Here is an 18653-nt window from a genome sequence, read left to right on the forward strand (position 1 = left end):
CGCACGCGCGCAATGAGCAGGAGATGCTGGAGCAAGGGCGTGCGCTGCTCGGTTTGGGCTGCGGCGCCGTGCTGATGAAGGGAGGACATCTTGAGGATGCCGAAAGCCCTGACTGGTTGTTGACGCCGCAGGGCGAATACCGGTTCACCGCGCCGCGCGTACCGACCAAAAACACTCACGGCACGGGCTGCACGCTGTCGGCGGCGCTGGCGGCGCTGCGTCCGCGGTATCGCAACTGGCAGGAAACGGTGCCGGAGGCCAAGGCCTGGCTGTCGGCGGCGCTGGCGCAGGCGGATACCCTTGAGGTTGGTCACGGTATTGGCCCTGTGCACCATTTCCACGCGTGGTGGTAGTATACTGGCAGGAGAACCCTGCCAGGAAAAGACTCAATGGAACAAGCGCATACCCGGCTTATCAGCCAACTGAACGAGCGCATTGCGGCGGCAGACAATACGCCGCTGTACCTTAAGTTTGCCGAAACGGTGAAAAACGCCGTGCGCAGCGGCTGGCTGGAGCACGGCAACATCCTGCCTGGCGAGCGCGATCTCAGCCAGTTGACCGGGGTCTCGCGCATCACCGTGCGTAAGGCGATGCAGACGCTGGAGGATGAGGGCGTGGTGACCCGTGCGCGGGGTTACGGCACGCAAATCAACAACATCTTCGAGTATTCGCTCAAAGAGGCGCGGGGCTTTTCGCAGCAGGTGGTGCTGCGCGGTAAAAAGCCCGATACTCTGTGGGTGAATAAACGGGTGGTGGAATGCCCGACGGAAGTGGCTGAACAGTTGGCCGTCGCGCCGCGCAGCGACGTGTTCCTGCTTAAACGTATTCGCTATGTGGATGAAGAGGCGGTATCGATTGAAGAGTCATGGGTGCCAGCGCACCTGATTGCCGATGCGGAGGCTATCGGTATCTCCCTGTATGACTATTTTCGCAGTCAGCATATTTACCCGCAGCGCACGCGCTCAAGGGTAAGCGCGCGGATGCCGGATGCCGAGTTTCAGTCGCACATCAAAATGGATGAAAAAATCCCGGTGCTGGTGATAAAACAGGTCGCGCTCGACCAGCAGCAGCGACCTGTCGAATACAGCATTAGCTATTGTCGCAGCGATTTATACGTGTTCGTGTGCGAGGAGTAACTCCTCGCGCGTGGGCGCGCAGTCGCCGCCGCGGCGGCTGACCACCCAGGATGCGACCGCGTTGCCGAGCAGCACCGCGTCGCCAAGCGTCCACCCCGCGGCAAGCCCTGCCAGTACGCCTCCGGCATGGCTGTCTCCCGCGCCGATGGTATCGACGACCGTGGTGGCGAACGGTGCGGCGAGCCCCTCTTCGTGTGGGCTAAAGTACCACGCGCCGTCTTTATCCTGACGCACGATAACCGGTGCGGCAAAGCGCGCCAGCCATGCATGACCAAAGGCGGTCGTCTGTGTTGGCAGCTGTTCGCGTTCGGCGACGATCTCCGCCTCCTGGCGATTCAGCGTGACGATCGGTCGGCAGGCCATTATCCGGGCAAACAGCGCCGGGGAGATATCCGCAATTCGCGGGCCAAAATCGATAAGCGCGGTAATGCCGGGGCGCGATTCCAGCCAGCCGACCAGCAGCGGCGCGCAGGCCGCCGTGAGCTGGTAACCGGACAGGTAGACCAGCCCGTCGCTGTCCTCGGGCAGGCGCGCCAGCCAGTCGTCGCACCAGGCGTTTTCCACCCCGGTGAAGGACATAAACGTCCGCTCGCCGTCAGGCTCGACCAGCGCCAGACACCAGCCGTTGTCGCCGGCGTCGGTTTCAATCACGCTCTCAATGCCCTGGCGGGCGAGGTTATGGCGCACAATATCCGCCCAGACGCCCTGGCCGAGCGGCAGGGCGTTGCAGGCGCGGATGCCAAGGCGCCTGAGCGCCACCGCCACGTTGAGCGCGCAGCCGCCAATGTTCACGCTTTGCTGCTTGAGTTCGATATCGCAACCCCGCCACGGCAGCGCGTAAGCATCGGCGATGACGTCGATCACCGCCGAGCCGATAACCGTCACCGGGCGCTGCTGATGCAAATGCGCAAGTTTCCCGGCTAACATATCGCCTCCCGCTGCTGACGGAAGTGAAGCAGGGCGGCGGCGTAGCGCTGGAAATCCAGCTGATTGACCACATCCAGCGCCTGCTTAAACGCCGGGTCGATCCCGGCGATGCCGTGAAGCGCGCCGCAGATGGCGGTCGCCATGGCGCCAATGGTGTCGGTGTCGCCGCCGAGGTTGGCGCACAGAATAGCGCAGCGGTTCGGGTCGGTTTCGGCGAGGTCGACCAGCGCAACCGCGCAGGCGACGGATTCCAGGGTGCTGGTGCCCGCGCCGACCAACTGATACAGCTGCTCGCAAGCGGACTCCACGCCGTTGGTCTCACGGACGGTTTTTAAGGCCAGCTCAATGCGCAGCGCCAGCGAGGCGCTAAAGGTGGTGACCCGCTTTTCCTGGGCGTGGCGGGCGACGGCGGGCAGCGCATCGACAATCGTCTGCCAGCTTGCGCCGTCAATCGCGCGCGATACCGCCCAGCCGATAACAACCGCGCCCGCCACGGCGAGGTCGGATTTGTGCGTCGGGCTGGAGGCCAGCGCAACGGCGTCGATAAAGGCGTCGAGATTATCGGCTGGCAGCATGCAGCCGAGCGGCGAGACGCGCATCGCTGCGCCGTTGGTCACGCCGTTGTTCTCAAGCTCGCTCACCGGTTTGCCGTCGCGAATAGCATTGAGCGCAATTTTCGACGTCGGGCCGAGCACATTTTTGTTAAAGGCGTCGAACCCCTGCGCCCATGCCAGGATATGGCGGCCAATCACGTCAGGTACGATGTTGCCGTCGCATTCGATCAGCGCATCGGCCAGGCACAGCGCCATCGAGGTGTCATCGGTGAATTCTGCGCGGCCAAAGTAGCAGGCTGCGGTGTTCTCCGCCGGGCCGGGCAGGAAGCGGTCGATCCAGCCGAAGTGGGCTTTTACCCGCGAGCGGGGCCACAGCTCCGATGGCATCCCCAGCGCGTCGCCAAGCGCCTGGCCGTATAAGGCCCCCAGAATTCGTTGTTCCTTCATTTCGCTTCCCCTTGTGCCAGCGTAGCATCAGTAATTGCCACAATCTCTTTATCCGATTCGCGGAACAGCAGCATGAACAGGACGGCGATAACGGCAATCATCACCGCGCCGAAGGTCCACATTCCCGCCCAGTTAAAGGTCAGCCCGTTCACTGGCTCTTTATAGGCAAACATTTTTTCCATCATCACGCCGCCCAGGCGGTAACCCAGCAGGCTGCCGAAGCCCTGACAGCACAGCGTAATCAGCCCCTGCGCGGCGGTACGCATATGCACCGGGGCTTTTTTATCCACATAGATGTACGCCGTGACGTAGTAGAAATCGTAGCTTACGCCGTGCAGCAGAATACCGAGGAACAGCAGGGCATAGGTGAAGTATTGCTCTGCGCCGCCGTAGACGAAGAAGCCATAGCGGATGGCCGCCGTGATAAGACCAAGCAATAGAACCTTTTTAATACCAAAACGCCGGGTGAAAAACGGCAGCGCCAGCATAAAGAAGATCTCGGAGAACTGGCCGAGCGTCATCCAGCCCGTGGCGTTTTTCATCCCCACTTCGGTCAGATAGCCGTTGGCGAAGATGTAGTAGAACGCCAGCGGCATGGCGAACAGAAACGAGCAGATAAAGAAGACCAGAAAGTTTTTGTCGCGCAGCAGCACCAGCGCATCCAGACCAAGCATCACCTTCAGGTCGAGTTTGCCGGTACTTTTCGGCGGCGTATCCGGCAGGAAGAAGGCGAACACGCCGAGTACCACGGAGCTTGCAGCGGTGATCAGCAGCGGTACGTTGGTGGGTGAAATATCGGCAAAGCCCATCATCTGCGGTAAAAAGCCGCAGACCAGCCCGGAACCTATCCAGCCAATGGTGCCCATGACGCGGATGCGCGGGAAGTCGCGCTCGACGTCGGGGACGTTGGCAAAAGCGATGCTGTTGGTCAGCGCAATCGTCGGCATATAGGTCAGCGAGTAAGCCAGCAGCAGCGGAAAGAAGCCGCTGAAGGTGGTCTGCTGCGCGGCGAAGTACATCAGGATGGCGCCTGCGAACATCAGCACCGCCAGCACTTTTTGCGCGCAGAAGAAGCGGTCCGTCAGCGAGCCGACGAGGATCGGCGACAGGATCGCGGCGAGGGCGGTGCAGGCATAGGACCAGCCGATCTCCCCGGCGCTAAAGCCGCTTTTATTAAGCCAAAGCCAGAGTGGAACAAACCAGGCGCCCCAGATAAACCATTCAACGAACATCATGAACGACAGTTTGACTGTGGTTTTCATAAGTAAATCCTTCATGACAGGTAAGGTACACCTGAACAATACCATTTAATAATACCTTTTAAATACCTTTGAGGTGGTTTTTTGAGCGACTTAACAGTTTGCTCCTCAGTGAATCGTGCCAGCTGACGGGCCTGAAAAGCGCACATACGGGGCTGGAAATTCCGGCCGCCGCATACCAGACTTATGGCTGGTCAAAAATCTGGCCCAGGACAATTCATGGCCAACACCGGTTGGCACTTACGGGAGTTATCACTATGACTGATATTGCGCACCTACTTGGCAAAGACGCCGACGGCCTTTTACAGCATCGTTGTATGACCATTCCGGCAGACCAGCTCTATCTCCCCGGGGCGGATTACGTCTCGCGGGTGATGATAGACAATAATCGTCCCCCTGCGGTATTACGTAATATGCAGACGATGTACAACACCGGGCGTCTTGCCGGAACCGGGTACCTCTCTATATTACCGGTAGACCAGGGCGTTGAGCACTCCGCGGGCGCCTCTTTTGCCGCCAACCCGCGCTATTTCGATCCAAAGAACATTGTGGAACTGGCGATTGAGGCCGGATGTAACTGCGTGGCGTCAACCTATGGCGTTCTGGCGTCGGTCTCGCGCCGCTATGCGCACCGAATTCCGTTCCTCGTCAAACTGAACCATAACGAAACCCTGAGCTATCCCAATACCTTTGACCAGACGCTGTACGCCAGCGTCGAGCAGGCGTTCAACATGGGCGCGGTGGCCGTCGGCGCAACCATCTACTTTGGCTCAGAGGAGTCCCGCCGCCAGATTGAAGAGATTTCAGCGGCGTTTGAGCGCGCGCATGAGCTGGGAATGGTCACTGTGCTGTGGGCCTACCTGCGTAATTCGGCCTTTAAGAAAGACGGTGTGGATTACCACGTTTCCGCCGATTTAACCGGCCAGGCCAACCATCTGGCAGCCACTATCGGCGCAGATATCGTCAAGCAGAAAATGGCGGAAAACAACGGGGGATATAAGGCGGTGAACTACGGTTACACCGACGAGCGGGTGTACAGTAAGCTGACCACCGACAACCCGATTGACCTCGTGCGTTACCAACTGGCGAACTGCTACATGGGACGCGCAGGGCTGATTAACTCCGGCGGCGCGGCGGGCGACAACGATATGGCCGATGCGGTACGTACGGCGGTGATAAATAAGCGCGCTGGCGGGATGGGGCTGATCCTCGGTCGCAAAGCGTTTAAAAAATCCATGGCCGACGGCGTTAAATTGATTAACGCCGTGCAGGATGTGTATCTGGATGGCAAAGTGACCATTGCCTGATAGTATTCATTTTCATTTTTTTTCAATGGCTTCCCTGACAGGAGGCCATTTTTTTATCCTTTCAGATCCGCTTTACCTGCGCAGCTCCCTCCTGAAACGATCACGCTTTTCGTAAGTTCATTTTTATGATCGAAATCACGACATTTATGATCGAATACTTTCAATATATTTTGAATTCGAAAGAAATCGATAGGATATGAAAATATGTATGTGATATCTACGCACCACATGCTCAGACGAGCGCAACGTGGAAGGTATGCCGTCCCGGCCTTCAATATTCACAATTTAGAGACCCTGCAGGTGGTGGTTGAAACGGCGGTCAGACTACGCGCGCCGGTGATTATTGCGGGAACGCCCGGCACGTTTAAACACGCTGGCGCGGAAAATCTGGTCGCGCTGGTCAGTACAATGGCGAAATGTGTTAACCATCCTTTGGCGATTCATCTCGATCACCATACGGAGTACGACGATATCGCGCAGAAAGTACGCCAGGGCGTGCGTTCAGTGATGATTGACGCCTCGTCTCTGCCGTATGCGCAAAATGTGGCGATAGTGAAAAAGGTGGTGAATTTTTGTCATCACTATGACGTCAGCGTGGAGGCTGAACTGGGGCAACTTGGTGGTCAGGAGGATGAGTTACTGGTTAACAGCGAAGATGCGTTGTACACATCGCCATCACAAGCCGGGGATTTTGCCCTCGCGACCGGTATTGACTCACTGGCTATAGCGATTGGTACGGCGCACGGCATGTATGCGGCAACTCCAGCGCTCGATTTCGGTCGCCTTGATGCGATTCGCGATCGGGTCAGCGTTCCGCTGGTTTTGCACGGCGCTTCAGGATTGCCATCAGACGTTATTCGTAACGCGGTGGCGCTCGGCATCTGCAAAGTCAATGTCGCAACCGAATTAAAAAATGCGTTTTCACACTCCCTGAAACGCTATTTACAGGATAACCCGCAGGCCACCGATCCCAGAGACTATCTGCAGCCCGCAAAACTCGCCATGAAAGACGTGGTGGAGAAAGTCATTGCGGATTGCGGCTGTGAAGGAAGGGCGTAACGCGCTCTGTTCATTGTTCAGGTGTTTAATTTAACAAGGAAAAATGATGAAAGAACTCATTGCACGTCATAAAGCTGGTGAGCATATCGGGATCTGCTCTGTATGCTCTGCACATCCGCTAGTGGTTGAGGCTGCGCTGACATTTGACCGGGACAGTTCACGCAAAGTACTCATTGAAGCGACCTCAAATCAGGTAAACCAGTTTGGGGGTTATACCGGGATGACGCCTGCGGATTTTCGTGATTTTGTCTACGCCATTGCCGATAAGGTCGGTTTTGCCCGCGAGCGCATCATTCTCGGTGGCGATCATCTGGGTCCTAACTGTTGGCAAAGCGAGCCCGCCGATTCGGCGATGGAAAAATCTGTCGAGCTGGTGAAAGCCTATGTTGCCGCCGGTTTTAGCAAGATTCATCTGGATGCCTCAATGTCGTGCCACGGAGATCCGGTTCCTCTTGCGCCTGAAACAGTTGCCCAGCGGGCTGCGGTGCTCTGCAAGGCGGCGGAACGTGTAGCGACGAATGAACAACGGGAGCAGCTCACTTATATTATCGGCACGGAGGTACCGGTGCCCGGCGGTGAAGCCAGTTCTATTGATACTGTCCATGTCACTCGTGCCGAAGATGCGGCAACTACGCTGCGCACACACCAGAAAGCGTTTATTGCGTCCGGACTCGCGGAAGCGTTATCGCGTGTGATTGCCATCGTTGTGCAACCGGGTGTTGAGTTCGACCACAGCAAGATTATCCACTACGTACCGCCAGCGGCCCTTGAACTTTCCGACTGGGTTGAAGGGACTAAAATGGTTTATGAGGCGCATTCGACAGACTATCAAACAAAAGAGGCTTATCGGTCATTAGTGCGTGACCATTTTGCCATTCTGAAAGTGGGGCCCGCGTTGACCTTTGCCCTGCGTGAGGCAATTTTTGCGCTGGCTAAAATTGAAAATGAGCTTATTGCGCCTGAATATCGTAGCGGTAGTTTAGAAGTCATTGATGAAGTGATGCTGAATGAGCCTCAGTACTGGAAAAAATATTATCACCCGGTATTCAGTGAATCGCTACGGGATATTCATTACAGTCTTTCAGATCGCATTCGTTATTACTGGCCGCACAGTCGTATTAAACAGTGTGTGGAAGCAATGATTACCCGTCTGAATGAGGTTGATATTCCTTTAGGAATGCTCAGTCAGTATCTGCCAAAACAGTTTGAACGCGTGCTTGCTGGTGAACTGCAGGCGACGCCTCACGCGCTGATAACCGATAAGATTTATGATGTATTACGCGCTTATCGCTATGGTTGTGTCATTGGCTAAAAACTCTGCCGATACTCATTTTTCAAATAACCGAGATTCTTATGACGCATTTATTTATTCGTACCGGGATATCTTTTGCCGATCGTACGGCAGTGCTAACGCATATTGGCGATGAAATGCTAAAAATGGACGTCGTGCATGAAACGTATCCCGCGGCGTTGATTGAACGGGAGATGCGTTATCCAACCGGTATTATGTTGGATAAGCATGCGATTGCGATTCCTCATTGTGAAGCCATTCACGCTAAATCACCGGCCATTTATCTGCTAAGACCGGATAAGGCGGTCTCTTTTCAACAGGCCGATGACGAAAGTGAAATTGCAGTTTCCTTAATTATTGCATTGATCGTTGAAAACCCAGTTGAGCAATTGATGTTATTACGTTGTTTATTTGGAAAGCTACAGCAAACGGAGGTGATAGAAGCGCTCATTAATTTACCAGAAAGCGAATTACAAACGTATTTTAGAGAAGAAATATTAAACGCTAATAAATAAAACACTTACCTCAATACAAAAAGGAATACTCATGAAACGCAAAATAATTGTCGCGTGCGGCGGGGCAGTTGCCACCTCGACGATGGCGGCAGAAGAAATAAAAGAGTTGTGTTGTGCCAACCATATTGATATCGACCTGATCCAGTGCCGGGTAAACGAAATTGAAACCTACATGGATGGTGCACACCTTATTTGTACAACAGCAAGAGTTGACCGTACTTTTGGCGATATTCCGCTCGTGCACGGTATGCCGTTTATCTCTGGCGTGGGGATTGAAGCATTACAGAACAAAATTCTTGGTATCTTACAGGGGTGACCTATGTTTTCGGACGTCATGCGTTATATCCTCGACCTGGGTCCGACGGTAATGCTACCGATCGTGATTATCATCTTCTCAAAACTACTGGGAATGAAAGCCGGGGATTGTTTTAAATCAGGGTTGCATATTGGTATCGGTTTTGTGGGCATCGGGCTTGTTATTGGCCTGATGCTGGATTCCATCGGCCCAGCCGCAAAAGCGATGGCAGAAAATTTCGACCTTAATCTTCATGTTGTAGATATTGGCTGGCCAGGGTCTTCGCCGATGACCTGGGCGTCACAGATAGCGTTGATTGCTATACCGGTGGCGATACTGGTGAATATCGTCATGCTTGTCACCCGAATGACGCGAGTGGTGAATGTCGATATCTGGAATATCTGGCATATGACCTTCACTGGCGCCCTGCTGCATCTTGCTACGGGCTCCTACTTGATTGGGATCCTCGGCGTCGTTATTCATGCTGCCTTTGTGTACAAATTAGGCGATTGGTTTGCGCGTGATACACGAGAGTTTTTTGAACTGGAAGGGATTGCCATACCGCACGGGAGTTCGGCATATCTGGGCCCGATAGCCGTACTGGTTGATGCCGTCATCGAAAAAATTCCCGCTATTAACCGCATCAAATTTAGCGCGGATGATATCCAACGCAAATTTGGTCCGTTTGGCGAACCTGTTACCGTTGGGTTTGTGATGGGGCTGATTATCGGTCTGCTTGCCGGATATGATGCGAAGGGCGTTTTACAACTGGCCGTTAAAACGGCGGCAGTGATGCTGCTGATGCCGCGGGTAATTAAGCCAATCATGGACGGACTGACGCCGATTGCCAAACAGGCGCGGAGCCGCTTACAGGCTAAATTCGGCGGACAGGAGTTCTTAATCGGTCTGGATCCCGCCCTGCTGTTAGGTCATACCGCTGTCGTCTCCGCTAGCCTGATCTTTATTCCATTAACCATCCTGATCGCGGTCTGTGTTCCGGGCAATCAGGTGTTGCCCTTTGGCGATTTGGCCACAATCGGTTTCTTTGTCGCCATGGCGGTCGGCGTGCATCGGGGCAATCTGTTCCGCACCTTGATATCGGGCATTATCATCATGAGCATGACGCTGTGGATCTCAACACAAACCATAGGTCTGCATACACAGCTGGCGGCGAATGCCGGTGCGCTGAAAGCAGGGGGAATGGTGGCGTCGTTAGATCAAGGCGGTTCTCCGATAACCTGGTTACTGATTCAGATCTTTTCACCGCAAAATATTCCGGGCTTTATCATCATTGGCGTTATTTACCTCGCCGGAATTCTGATGACCTGGCGGCGTGCCCGTCGTTTTATTGCACAAGAGAAAACTGCTATCGCAAAGTAATTTTTAAATAAGGGGGAAGGTTTTCCCCCTTGCTATCTCAGGAGTAGTCAATGAAATCAGTCGTTAATGATACTGACGGCATCGTTCGTCTTGAAGAATGTCCTGTGCCTGAAATTCACCATGAATGTGACGTGTTGGTCAAAGTAGCCAGCTCGGGTTTATGTGGTTCAGATCTTCCGCGCTTATTTAAAAATGGCGCGCATTATTACCCGATAACCTTAGGTCATGAGTTCAGCGGTACGGTAGAAAAATTCGCTGGCGGGGTGACGGATCTCCGTATTGGCGATGCTGTTGCCTGCGTACCTTTGTTACCCTGTTTTGAATGTCCTGAATGCCAGAAAGGGTTTTACTCGCAATGCGTGAAATATGATTTTATTGGTTCACGACGGGATGGCGGTTTTGCCGAATATATAGTGGTTAACCGTAAGAATTTATTTATTCTGCCTGCTGATATGGCGATTAATGATGGTGCTTTTATGGAGCCAATCACCGTAGGGCTACATGCTTTTCACCTCGCGCAAGGCTGTAAGGATAAAAACGTGATTATTATCGGTGCCGGAACCATCGGGCTACTGGCCGTCCAGTGTGCGGCAGCGCTGGGGGCGCGCAGCGTGACGGCGATCGATATCAATCCTGAAAAACTGACGCTGGCAAAAGCACTTGGCGCCACGTACACCTTCAATTCACGAGAACTGACAGCCAGTGATATTCGGGCTGCTCTGCATGAGATGCGCTTCGGGCAGTTGATTCTGGAAACGGCTGGCGTACCGCAGACGGTGTCGCTTGCTGTTGACCTGGCCGGGCCGCATGCACAATTAGCGCTGGTGGGCACATTGCATCAGGATCTGAACTTAAGCCCGACGACGTTTGGCAAAATTCTGCGCAAGGAGCTGACCATTATTGGCAGTTGGATGAACTATTCCAGACCCTGGCCGGGCGTGGAGTGGGAAACGGCAACCCAATTACTGGCTGAACGTCGACTGAGCCTTGAACCATTGATTGCGCATCGGGGGAGTTTTGAAAGCTTTGTGCAGCAGGTGCAGGATATCGCGCAGCATCCGATGCCAGGCAAGGTATTGCTCATTCCGTAAGAGACCGGGCCGACATCATGTCGGCCCCTCATTGCCAAAACAGATCATTCACCATTTGTTCCCCTTCGTTTACACTATGCGCAATTGAAAATGGGTAACTCACAATGAATTCATTCGAACGAAGGAACAAAATTATCCAGCTAGTGAATGAGCAGGGTACCGTGCTGGTTCAGGATCTTTCGGGGATTTATGCCACCTCTGAAGCGACTATCCGCGCTGATTTGCGCTTTCTCGAAAAAAAAGGGGTGGTGACGCGTTTTCACGGTGGCGCGGCTAAATTAGCATCTGGTCATTCTGATGCTGAGATGCAGGAAGTTGGCTTTAAGGAGCGGTTTCAAATTGCCAGCGCGCCAAAGAACAGAATAGCGCAAGCCGCCGTAAAAATGATTCATGAAGGTATGACGATCATTCTTGATAGCGGCAGTACGACCATGCTTATTGCCGAAGGATTAATGACGGCAAAAAACATTACTGTGATTACCAATAGTCTGCCCGCCGCATTTGCTTTGTCAGAAAATAAAGATATTACGCTTGTTGTCTGTGGCGGTACCGTGCGTCATAAAACGCGCTCTATGCATGGGGCCATTGCTGAGCGTTCTTTGCAGGATATTAATGCTGATTTAATGTTTGTTGGTGCGGATGGTATTGATGCAGTTAATGGCATTACCACGTTTAATGAAGGGTATTCCATTAGCAGCGCCATGGTTGCTGCGGCTAATCGCGTTATTGCGGTTCTGGATTCAACAAAATTTAATCGTCGGGGATACAACCAGGTTCTGCCTATAGAGAAAATACATTGTATTATTACCGATGACGCGGTAAGTGAGCAGGACAAAGCGTCGTTAAAAAATACCCATATCAACTTAATTATCGTCTGACCTGGCACGACGACTAACGCAGCAGTATACAGTCCGGCGGCAGCCGACAGGTCAGCGCATTTGGCAGGATCTCAATACGAAACTCCCGGCCGCTCAACGGTTCACCGTCCAGATTGAAGGTGATGTCATGTGGCGCGCGGATCGTAAACCAGCGGGAAACGCCGTCAATGATGTTGGGGTTTTCCTCGCTGCCTGAAAGGGGGGTAAGCAGGGCCGGTAGTAGCTCATCGCCGGTAAAAACCCGCAGATGGAGCAGACCGTCGTTAATCAGCGCCTGTGGGCACAATTGCTGGCCGCCGCCCGCCTGACGCCCGTTGCCGATGCCGAGTACCAGCGCATCGCCCTGCCAGTGGAACGCCTCACCGCGGATCTCGCAGGTATCCGGCTTCAGGGTATCTATCCGCATCAGTCCGTGAATCAGATATGACACGCCGCCGAGGGCGGCCTTCAGCCGCTCCGGGGTTTCCGTTGTGATTCGTGTACCAAAGCCGCCGGTCGCCATGTTGATAAAGCAGGTGTCGTTGTTCACCTGAGCAATATCAATCTCAACGGCATGACCAGCGATTGCCAGTTTTAACGCCAGTTCGGGGTCTTGTGGGATGCCTGCGCTGGTGGCGAAATCGTTCGCCGTTCCCAGCGGCACAATACCCAGCGCCGGAGTCGTGGGGTGATAATTACCCACCAGCGCGGTCGCCACTTCGTTGACCGTCCCGTCACCACCGCCAGCGATAATGGTCGCCACGCCGAGCTGGCAAGCTTCGTCGACATAGCGCACTGCGTCTCCCTTTTCCCAGGTCACGCGAACGTGCAGGGTGGCGCCATCCATGCGCAATTGTGCGACCGCCGCACGCAGCTGCGGGTCGTCCGCACTTTTGCCGTTAATAATTAACAGACTGTCAGGAAAATCGGTCATCCATCTCACCCGGTGATAAACATAACGAAAAGTGTATCGCACGCGGAGGGGTTATGCCTGGTTAGTGGGGCGATCTGTGGAACTGCATACATGACTTCATAACTTGACTTCATTTTTATCGATGACTTAAAAAGGAAGGTGAGATTTCCCTGCGTGAGTATCTGGATGATTGCAAAGCCGCAGGTATTGAGGCCTATACGCGTCAGGAGAGGGTTAAAACCTTCACGCTACGTTACCCAGAATCATTTGGAGAACGTTTGACTCAGGCTGCCGCGGAGCATGAAACATCGGTAAATGCTTTTATCATTGAAACGCTCAATGAGCGGATGAAGCACGCTTAAAGGTCAATGACGGCAGTTGTGGACAGAGCCTCTGGTGCTAAAGCAAAAAAATAAGCCTGCGTAAGGGAGATTACGCAGGCTAAGTAGGTGGTTCCTGGTACAACTAGCATTTATGGGTTATGTTTTTCAGCATTTCGAATAATACCCGCATTAAGCGAGACGGTATGTGATCCGTTTCTAAGAATCTTCCGTATCGAAAAAATAACCCAGATTAACTACTTACCGTGCGGATTGCGCGTGGTCTGTCCAGTGAAATTGCGCATCAGCAGCGCATAATCCAGCACCATCTCCTCCGGTACAGGCAACCATACTGTGTAGCCGTCGCCAGGCGCGACGCTCATGGTTTCGCCTTTGGCGTTCTCCATATGTTCCAGCGTAAAGTTGACGTTGCCCTGCGGGGTCATCAGTTCCAGGCTGTCGCCGATAACGAACTTGTTCTTTACCGCCACGGCGGCAAGATGCCCGTTACGCTCGCCGGTAAATTCGCCGACAAACTGCTGGCGTTCGGAGACGGAATAGCCGTATTCATAGTTCTGGTAGCTGTCATGGGTGTGGCGCCGCAGAAAACCTTCGGTATAGCCGCGGTGCGCCAGGCCTTCCAGGGTCTCCAGCAGCGAGGTATCGAACGGTTTACCGGCCGCCGCGTCGTCAATGGCCTTGCGGTATACCTGCGCGGTGCGCGCGCAGTAGTAGAAGGATTTGGTGCGGCCTTCGATTTTCAGCGAGTGAACGCCCATCTGCGTCAGACGTTCGACGTGCGCGATGGCGCGCAGGTCCTTCGAGTTCATGATGTAAGTGCCGTGCTCATCTTCAAAGGCGGTCATGTACTCGCCCGGACGCTGCGCCTCTTCAATCATAAACACGCTGTTCGTCGGCGCGCCTTCACCGAGGGTGGGCTCGACGTTTTGCACCGGGATAGGCTCATGCTTGTGGACGATGTTGCCAACGGCGTCCTCTTTGCCTTCCTGCACGTTATATTCCCAGCGGCAGGCGTTGGTGCAGGTACCCTGGTTCGGATCGCGTTTGTTGATGTAACCGGAAAGCAGGCAGCGGCCGGAGTAGGCCATGCACAGCGCGCCGTGGACGAAAATCTCAATTTCCATTTCCGGCACCTGCTGGCGGATCTCTTCAATTTCTTCCAGCGACAGTTCGCGGGAGAGGATCACGCGGGTCAGCCCCATCTGCTGCCAGAATTTTACCGTTGCCCAGTTGACGGCGTTCGCCTGAACCGAAAGATGAATATCCATCTGCGGGAAATGCTCGCGCACCAGCATAATCAGCCCTGGGTCGGACATGATCAGCGCATCGGGACCCATTTCCACCACCGGCTTCAGGTCGCGAATAAAGGTTTTCAGCTTGGCGTTATGCGGCGCAATGTTAACCACTACGTAGAATTTTTTCCCGAGCGCGTGGGCTTCGTTGATCCCCAGTTGCAGGTTTTCGTGGTTGAATTCGTTATTGCGCACGCGCAGCGAGTAGCGCGGCTGGCCCGCATAAACAGCGTCAGCGCCATAGGCGAAAGCGTAACGCATATTTTTCAGCGTTCCCGCCGGGGAAAGGAGTTCCGGTTTAAACATGATGTTCTCGTTCTGATGACAGGTCAGACTCGTCTCACCTGATGAGACGGTTAGGGAAGAGCCCCTACGTTAAGGGCGGGCATTGTAGCGCCGCGGGGCAGGGGAGTAAACCTTTTAGCCGCTCCCAGGGGATGAGAGCGGGCTGTTTTCAGGCAATCCGGTAGGCGTCCGCTTCCCAGCGATAGCCAACGCCGTACACGGCGCGGATAAACGACTGTTCGCCGTCCAGCGCTTCCAGCTTGCGGCGCAGGTTTTTGATATGGCTGTCGATGGTGCGGTCAGTGACCACGCGGTAGTCATCATAGAGATGGTTCAACAGCTGCTCGCGGGAGAAGACTTTTCCCGGTTCCTGCGACAGGGTTTTCAGCAGGCGAAATTCCGCCGGGGTTAAATCCAGCAGTTTGTTGCGCCAGGAGGCCTGAAAACGGCTCTCGTCGACGATAAGCGGGCTTTCGGCATCCAGCGCCTGCAGCTCGCGATGCGGGCGGCAGCGGCGCAGAATGGTTTTGACGCGCGCCACCACTTCGCGGGGGCTGTAGGGCTTACAGATATAGTCATCCGCGCCAATCTCCAGCCCCAGCAGACGGTCGATCTCCTCTATCTTGGCGGTGACCATCACGACAGGCACGTCGGAAAAGCGGCGGATTTCGCGGCACAGGGTCAGGCCGTCGGTGCCGGGCAGCATCAGGTCGAGCAGGATCAGCGCCGGGGGCGACTGGTGCACGTAGGGCAGTACTTTGTCGCCGTGATTAATCAGTACCGGCGCGTAGTTCGCCGCCAGCAGGTAATCAATCAACAGCTGCCCAAGTTTGGGCTCATCCTCAACAATGAGGATGCGTGGGGCGTTTTCATCAATCGGTAACCCGTTCATACATCTCTCGATACGTCACGATCCAACGGTAATTCTACTTTAATGCTAACCCCGCCAAAAGGCGAATGTGCGGCATGAAGCTGGCCGCCGTGCGCCGCCACGATATTGACGCAAATGGCAAGCCCCAGCCCGGAGCCGCCGCTGGCGCGGTTGCGCGAGCCCTCGGCGCGGTAAAAACGCTCGCAGAGCATCGCCAGTTGCTCATCGGTGACGCCCGGAGCGCTGTCGGCAAACTGCAGGGTCAGCAGGCTGGCGTTCTTCTCGGCGCTTACCCGCAGCTGGCCGCCAGCGTCGGTGTAGCGCAGGCTGTTTTCCAGCAGGTTGTTAAACAGCTGCATCAGACGGTCGCGGTCGCCAAACACGGTGGCGCTTTCCGGCAGCCGTAGCGTCAGCGTCAACCCCCGATGGGCAAAACGTTCACGAAACGCGCCTGCCGCCATTTCCAGCAGCGAGACCACGTCGGTCGGCGATTTTTGGTAGGCCAACGCGCCTTCGTCGGACATTGACAACTGATGCAGGTCATCCACCAGCTTGGTGAGCGTCGCGACTTCCGCCTGTAGCGACGCGACGGATTCCGGGGTGAATTGACGCACGCCGTCCTGAATCGCCTCCAGCTCGCCGCGCAGTACCGCCAACGGCGTGCGCAGCTCGTGGGAGATATCGGCCATAAAGTCGCGACGCATCTGCTGATTACGTTCAAGCGTGCTGGCGAGCTGGTTAAAATCCTGCGCCAGCCGACCGAGTTCGTCGGTGTCGGTCGCCGTCACGCGGGTGGAGAAATCGCCCGCCGCCAGCTTGTGCGTCCCGTCGACCAGTCGTTTGACCGGCGCCAGCAGGCCTCGTGCCAGCAGGAAGGTGGCCAGCGCCGTGAGCAGTGTCGCCAGACCCACGATAAGCCAACTGGTGCGCTTCTGCTGACGGTCAAAATTGATGTCGGTATTGCGGGTCAGCCGCTCAACCGGCGAGGCGATCACCGCGCCGACCTCCATACCGTTGACCATAATGCCGCGCCGGGTGCCGTCCGCCGGGACGGGTGCGCGCGGGCCAACCAGCACCAGGGCGTTCTGATCCACCACCCAGAACTGGGTGCGCCAGCCGTGAGGCGGCATGCCGGGGCCGGGGCGGTCGTCACTGCTGTCATGTTCAAGCGATCGCAGAATTTGGAACACAAAGCGGTCGTTATTGCGCAGAAAACGCCAGTTGCCGTGCGAGGCGTATTGTTCCGCCAGCGCTTCGCTCAACAGTTGCAGACGCTGCTCATTGCCGCGCTTGATGTAATCGATAAAGCCGTGTTCGAAGCTTAAGCGCACCGCCCAGTGCATGCTGACCAGCAGCACGATACAGGTGGCGAAAATAGCCAGAAACAGCTTTGCGGTAATGCCTGGGCGCCAGATTTTCACGGCTCGCTCCTTCTGCGTCGGGAAATCACCACGTTCTTGCTGACATCATCCGGCACGCGGGCGAAGAGCAGCGCCGGAAGCGCGATGATCACCGCCATGCTGAGATAGGTATACAAGAAGACCTGATGTGAAACGGTGTTGTCGACGCTGATATGGTGCTGGCCGTACATGCCGAGCAGCAGCCCGGCGACGGTGACGCCAATACTCATCGACAGCTGCATAATCATTGAGAGCAGGCTGTTGCCGCTGCTGGCGAGCTCATCCGGCAGGTCCTTGAGCGTCAGGGTGTTCATTGACGAGAAACGGCTGGAGTTGACCATCCCTTGCAGGAACAGCACTGGCGGCAGCAGCCAGTACCAGCCCAGCAGCGCGGTGGCCATAAACAGCAGGCTCACCAGCGAGAGCCCAAGCGTCGCGCCGACCAGCACCCGGCGGTAGCCGAAGCGGTTGACCACCTGCACCACCACCCGCTTCATCCCCATACTGCCGATAACCATCGGAATCATCATTAACCCCGCGTGAAACGGAGAGAATCCGAGACCGATTTGCAGGAAAACCGGCGTCATAAACGGCAACATGCCGCTCCCGATACGCCCGGCAAAGCTGCCAGCCAGCCCCAGCGAAAAGGTATGGGTGTGAAAAAGCTTCAGGCTAAAGAGCGCGCTGTCGCTGCCTTTGGCGTGCCGCAGGTAGAGCAGGACCGACATCAGGCCGACAGCCACCAGCAGCGTCAGCATGAGCGGCGAGATGCCCAGCCCTTTTTGCCCGTCGAGCGCGATAGTCAGCATCGCCATTCCCAGCGCCAGCAGAATAAAACCGTAAAGATCAAAGCGCCGCGTCTGCATGGTGTAGTTCGGCATCAGGCACAGGGTGGCGATAGCGCCGACGATCCCCACCGGGATATTGATAAGGAAAATCCAGTGCCAGGAGGCATATTCCACCAGAATCCCCCCCAACGCCGGGCCCAGCAGCGGCCCGACCTGGCCCGGGAGGGTCACAAAGGTCATCGCCGCCATGTACTGATCCCGGGGGACGATTTTCATCACCGTCAGCCGTCCGACGGGCACCATCATCGCGCCGCCGACCCCCTGCAGCACGCGCGCCATGACCAGCTCGTTAAGGGTATTGGCCTGTGCGCAAAACAGCGAACCGGCGGTGAACAGCACGATCGCCGTAAAGAAGATGTTGCGTACGCCGACCCGGTCCGCCATCCAACCGCTGGCGGGCAGCATCAGTGCGACCGTCAGTACGTAGGAGACGATAACCATGTGCATATGCAGCGGGCTCTCCCCCAGGCTTTTGGCCATTGAGGGCAGGGCGGTATTGACGATAGTGGTATCCAGTGATTGCATAAAAAAGCCGAATGCCACTATCCATAGCTGCCAGCGGACGCTGGTGGGTAGCTCTTCCAT

17 protein-coding genes and 2 pseudogenes are annotated in these 18653 nt (G+C 55.5%); 11 read left to right on the forward strand and 8 right to left on the reverse strand.

What is annotated here, in order from left to right; all coding sequences use genetic code 11:
• Together JO226_RS10200 and JO226_RS10205 are read left to right on the forward strand one after the other, a co-directional pair.
• Window positions 1-353 (forward strand): annotated as a pseudogene (locus tag JO226_RS10200) (bifunctional hydroxymethylpyrimidine kinase/phosphomethylpyrimidine kinase); the annotation flags it as partial.
• A 36-nt stretch (window positions 354-389) separates the two neighbouring features.
• The gene (locus JO226_RS10205) at window positions 390-1136 is read left to right on the forward strand and encodes a GntR family transcriptional regulator (RefSeq protein WP_293561414.1); all 747 of its coding nucleotides are present in this window, start codon (window positions 390-392) and stop codon (window positions 1134-1136) included.
• On the opposite strand, the gene JO226_RS10210 is transcribed toward JO226_RS10205, so the two are convergent.
• Genes JO226_RS10210 through JO226_RS10220 form a run of 3 tightly spaced genes read right to left on the reverse strand, consistent with a single transcriptional unit; the run spans window position 1110 to window position 4326 of the window.
• Entirely contained in the window at window positions 1110-2063 is a 954-nt protein-coding gene (locus tag JO226_RS10210) for a PfkB family carbohydrate kinase (RefSeq protein ID WP_293561416.1), read from the reverse strand. The two genes, JO226_RS10205 and JO226_RS10210, sit on opposite strands and share 27 nt — an antisense overlap.
• The gene (locus tag JO226_RS10215; RefSeq protein WP_293561418.1) at window positions 2057-3064 is read right to left on the reverse strand and encodes an ADP-ribosylglycohydrolase family protein; all 1008 of its coding nucleotides are present in this window, start codon (window positions 3062-3064) and stop codon (window positions 2057-2059) included. Before JO226_RS10215 ends, JO226_RS10210 begins: the two co-directional genes overlap by 7 nt.
• Window positions 3061-4326, reverse strand: a complete 1266-nt coding sequence (locus tag JO226_RS10220) for a nucleoside permease (RefSeq protein WP_293561421.1) — start codon at window positions 4324-4326, stop codon at window positions 3061-3063. Before JO226_RS10220 ends, JO226_RS10215 begins: the two co-directional genes overlap by 4 nt.
• Window positions 4327-4580: 254 nt before the next feature.
• Between JO226_RS10220 and fbaB the strand changes: the two genes are divergently transcribed.
• From fbaB to JO226_RS10260, 8 genes are all read left to right on the forward strand, one after another.
• Window positions 4581-5630, forward strand: coding sequence for a class I fructose-bisphosphate aldolase (fbaB, locus tag JO226_RS10225; protein ID WP_293561424.1), 1050 nt, complete (start codon window positions 4581-4583; stop codon window positions 5628-5630).
• 204 nt (window positions 5631-5834) lie between these two features.
• Window positions 5835-6689: a tagatose bisphosphate family class II aldolase gene (locus tag JO226_RS10230; protein ID WP_293561427.1), complete on the forward strand. Its 855-nt coding sequence runs from the start codon at window positions 5835-5837 to the stop codon at window positions 6687-6689.
• 46 nt (window positions 6690-6735) lie between these two features.
• Window positions 6736-8001 (forward strand): tagatose-bisphosphate aldolase subunit GatZ, encoded by a 1266-nt coding sequence (gene gatZ / locus JO226_RS10235; protein WP_293561467.1) that lies wholly within the window; start codon window positions 6736-6738, stop codon window positions 7999-8001.
• A gap of 41 nt (window positions 8002-8042) precedes the next feature.
• Window positions 8043-8495 carry a PTS galactitol transporter subunit IIA gene (gene gatA, locus JO226_RS10240; RefSeq protein WP_293561430.1) on the forward strand — a complete coding sequence of 151 codons (453 nt, stop codon included), beginning with the start codon at window positions 8043-8045 and terminating at the stop codon, window positions 8493-8495.
• 31 nt (window positions 8496-8526) lie between these two features.
• Window positions 8527-8811 (forward strand): PTS galactitol transporter subunit IIB, encoded by a 285-nt coding sequence (gene gatB, locus JO226_RS10245; protein WP_293561432.1) that lies wholly within the window; start codon window positions 8527-8529, stop codon window positions 8809-8811.
• Window positions 8812-8814: 3 nt separating this feature from the next.
• Complete coding sequence (locus JO226_RS10250) at window positions 8815-10170, forward strand: PTS galactitol transporter subunit IIC (RefSeq protein ID WP_293561434.1); 1356 nt, start codon at window positions 8815-8817, stop codon at window positions 10168-10170.
• Window positions 10171-10220: 50 nt separating this feature from the next.
• Complete coding sequence (gene gatD / locus JO226_RS10255) at window positions 10221-11261, forward strand: galactitol-1-phosphate 5-dehydrogenase (RefSeq protein ID WP_293561437.1); 1041 nt, start codon at window positions 10221-10223, stop codon at window positions 11259-11261.
• A 104-nt stretch (window positions 11262-11365) separates the two neighbouring features.
• Entirely contained in the window at window positions 11366-12139 is a 774-nt protein-coding gene (locus JO226_RS10260; protein ID WP_293561440.1) for a DeoR/GlpR family DNA-binding transcription regulator, read from the forward strand.
• A 13-nt stretch (window positions 12140-12152) separates the two neighbouring features.
• Here JO226_RS10260 and yegS read toward each other — a convergent pair whose 3' ends face one another.
• Window positions 12153-13052, reverse strand: a complete 900-nt coding sequence (yegS, locus tag JO226_RS10265) for a lipid kinase YegS (RefSeq protein ID WP_293561443.1) — start codon at window positions 13050-13052, stop codon at window positions 12153-12155.
• Window positions 13053-13171: 119 nt separating this feature from the next.
• Here yegS and JO226_RS10270 point away from each other — a divergent pair.
• A pseudogene (locus JO226_RS10270) lies at window positions 13172-13393 on the forward strand (toxin-antitoxin system HicB family antitoxin); the annotation flags it as partial.
• Window positions 13394-13608: 215 nt separating this feature from the next.
• Here JO226_RS10270 and yegQ read toward each other — a convergent pair.
• The 4 genes from yegQ to JO226_RS10290 form a co-directional block, all read right to left on the reverse strand.
• Window positions 13609-14970: a tRNA 5-hydroxyuridine modification protein YegQ gene (gene yegQ / locus JO226_RS10275; protein WP_293561445.1), complete on the reverse strand. Its 1362-nt coding sequence runs from the start codon at window positions 14968-14970 to the stop codon at window positions 13609-13611.
• 148 nt (window positions 14971-15118) lie between these two features.
• Window positions 15119-15841 (reverse strand): two-component system response regulator BaeR, encoded by a 723-nt coding sequence (baeR, locus tag JO226_RS10280; protein WP_293561448.1) that lies wholly within the window; start codon window positions 15839-15841, stop codon window positions 15119-15121.
• On the reverse strand, window positions 15838-17241 hold the full coding sequence (gene baeS / locus JO226_RS10285; RefSeq protein ID WP_293561452.1) for a two-component system sensor histidine kinase BaeS: 1404 nt from the start codon (window positions 17239-17241) through the stop codon (window positions 15838-15840). The genes baeR and baeS overlap by 4 nt, the downstream gene beginning before the upstream one ends.
• Window positions 17238-18653, reverse strand: coding sequence for an MFS transporter (locus tag JO226_RS10290; RefSeq protein WP_293561455.1), 1416 nt, complete (start codon window positions 18651-18653; stop codon window positions 17238-17240). Before JO226_RS10290 ends, baeS begins: the two co-directional genes overlap by 4 nt.

This window comes from Pluralibacter sp., assembly GCF_019237635.1.
Classification (GTDB): domain Bacteria; phylum Pseudomonadota; class Gammaproteobacteria; order Enterobacterales; family Enterobacteriaceae; genus Enterobacter_B.

Coding starts and splice junctions, on each gene's coding strand:
- gatB (WP_293561432.1), top strand. CDS start 8,527: ATGAAACGCAAAATAATTGTCGCGTGCGGCGGGGCAGTTGCCACCTCG.
- gatZ (WP_293561467.1), top strand. CDS start 6,736: ATGAAAGAACTCATTGCACGTCATAAAGCTGGTGAGCATATCGGGATC.
- JO226_RS10260 (WP_293561440.1), top strand. CDS start 11,366: ATGAATTCATTCGAACGAAGGAACAAAATTATCCAGCTAGTGAATGAG.
- JO226_RS10215 (WP_293561418.1), bottom strand. CDS start 3,064: ATGAAGGAACAACGAATTCTGGGGGCCTTATACGGCCAGGCGCTTGGC.
- JO226_RS10210 (WP_293561416.1), bottom strand. CDS start 2,063: ATGTTAGCCGGGAAACTTGCGCATTTGCATCAGCAGCGCCCGGTGACG.
- JO226_RS10220 (WP_293561421.1), bottom strand. CDS start 4,326: ATGAAAACCACAGTCAAACTGTCGTTCATGATGTTCGTTGAATGGTTT.
- JO226_RS10205 (WP_293561414.1), top strand. CDS start 390: ATGGAACAAGCGCATACCCGGCTTATCAGCCAACTGAACGAGCGCATT.
- JO226_RS10250 (WP_293561434.1), top strand. CDS start 8,815: ATGTTTTCGGACGTCATGCGTTATATCCTCGACCTGGGTCCGACGGTA.
- baeR (WP_293561448.1), bottom strand. CDS start 15,841: ATGAACGGGTTACCGATTGATGAAAACGCCCCACGCATCCTCATTGTT.
- yegS (WP_293561443.1), bottom strand. CDS start 13,052: ATGACCGATTTTCCTGACAGTCTGTTAATTATTAACGGCAAAAGTGCG.
- JO226_RS10290 (WP_293561455.1), bottom strand. CDS start 18,653: ATGGAAGAGCTACCCACCAGCGTCCGCTGGCAGCTATGGATAGTGGCA.
- gatD (WP_293561437.1), top strand. CDS start 10,221: ATGAAATCAGTCGTTAATGATACTGACGGCATCGTTCGTCTTGAAGAA.
- gatA (WP_293561430.1), top strand. CDS start 8,043: ATGACGCATTTATTTATTCGTACCGGGATATCTTTTGCCGATCGTACG.
- JO226_RS10230 (WP_293561427.1), top strand. CDS start 5,835: ATGTATGTGATATCTACGCACCACATGCTCAGACGAGCGCAACGTGGA.
- fbaB (WP_293561424.1), top strand. CDS start 4,581: ATGACTGATATTGCGCACCTACTTGGCAAAGACGCCGACGGCCTTTTA.
- yegQ (WP_293561445.1), bottom strand. CDS start 14,970: ATGTTTAAACCGGAACTCCTTTCCCCGGCGGGAACGCTGAAAAATATG.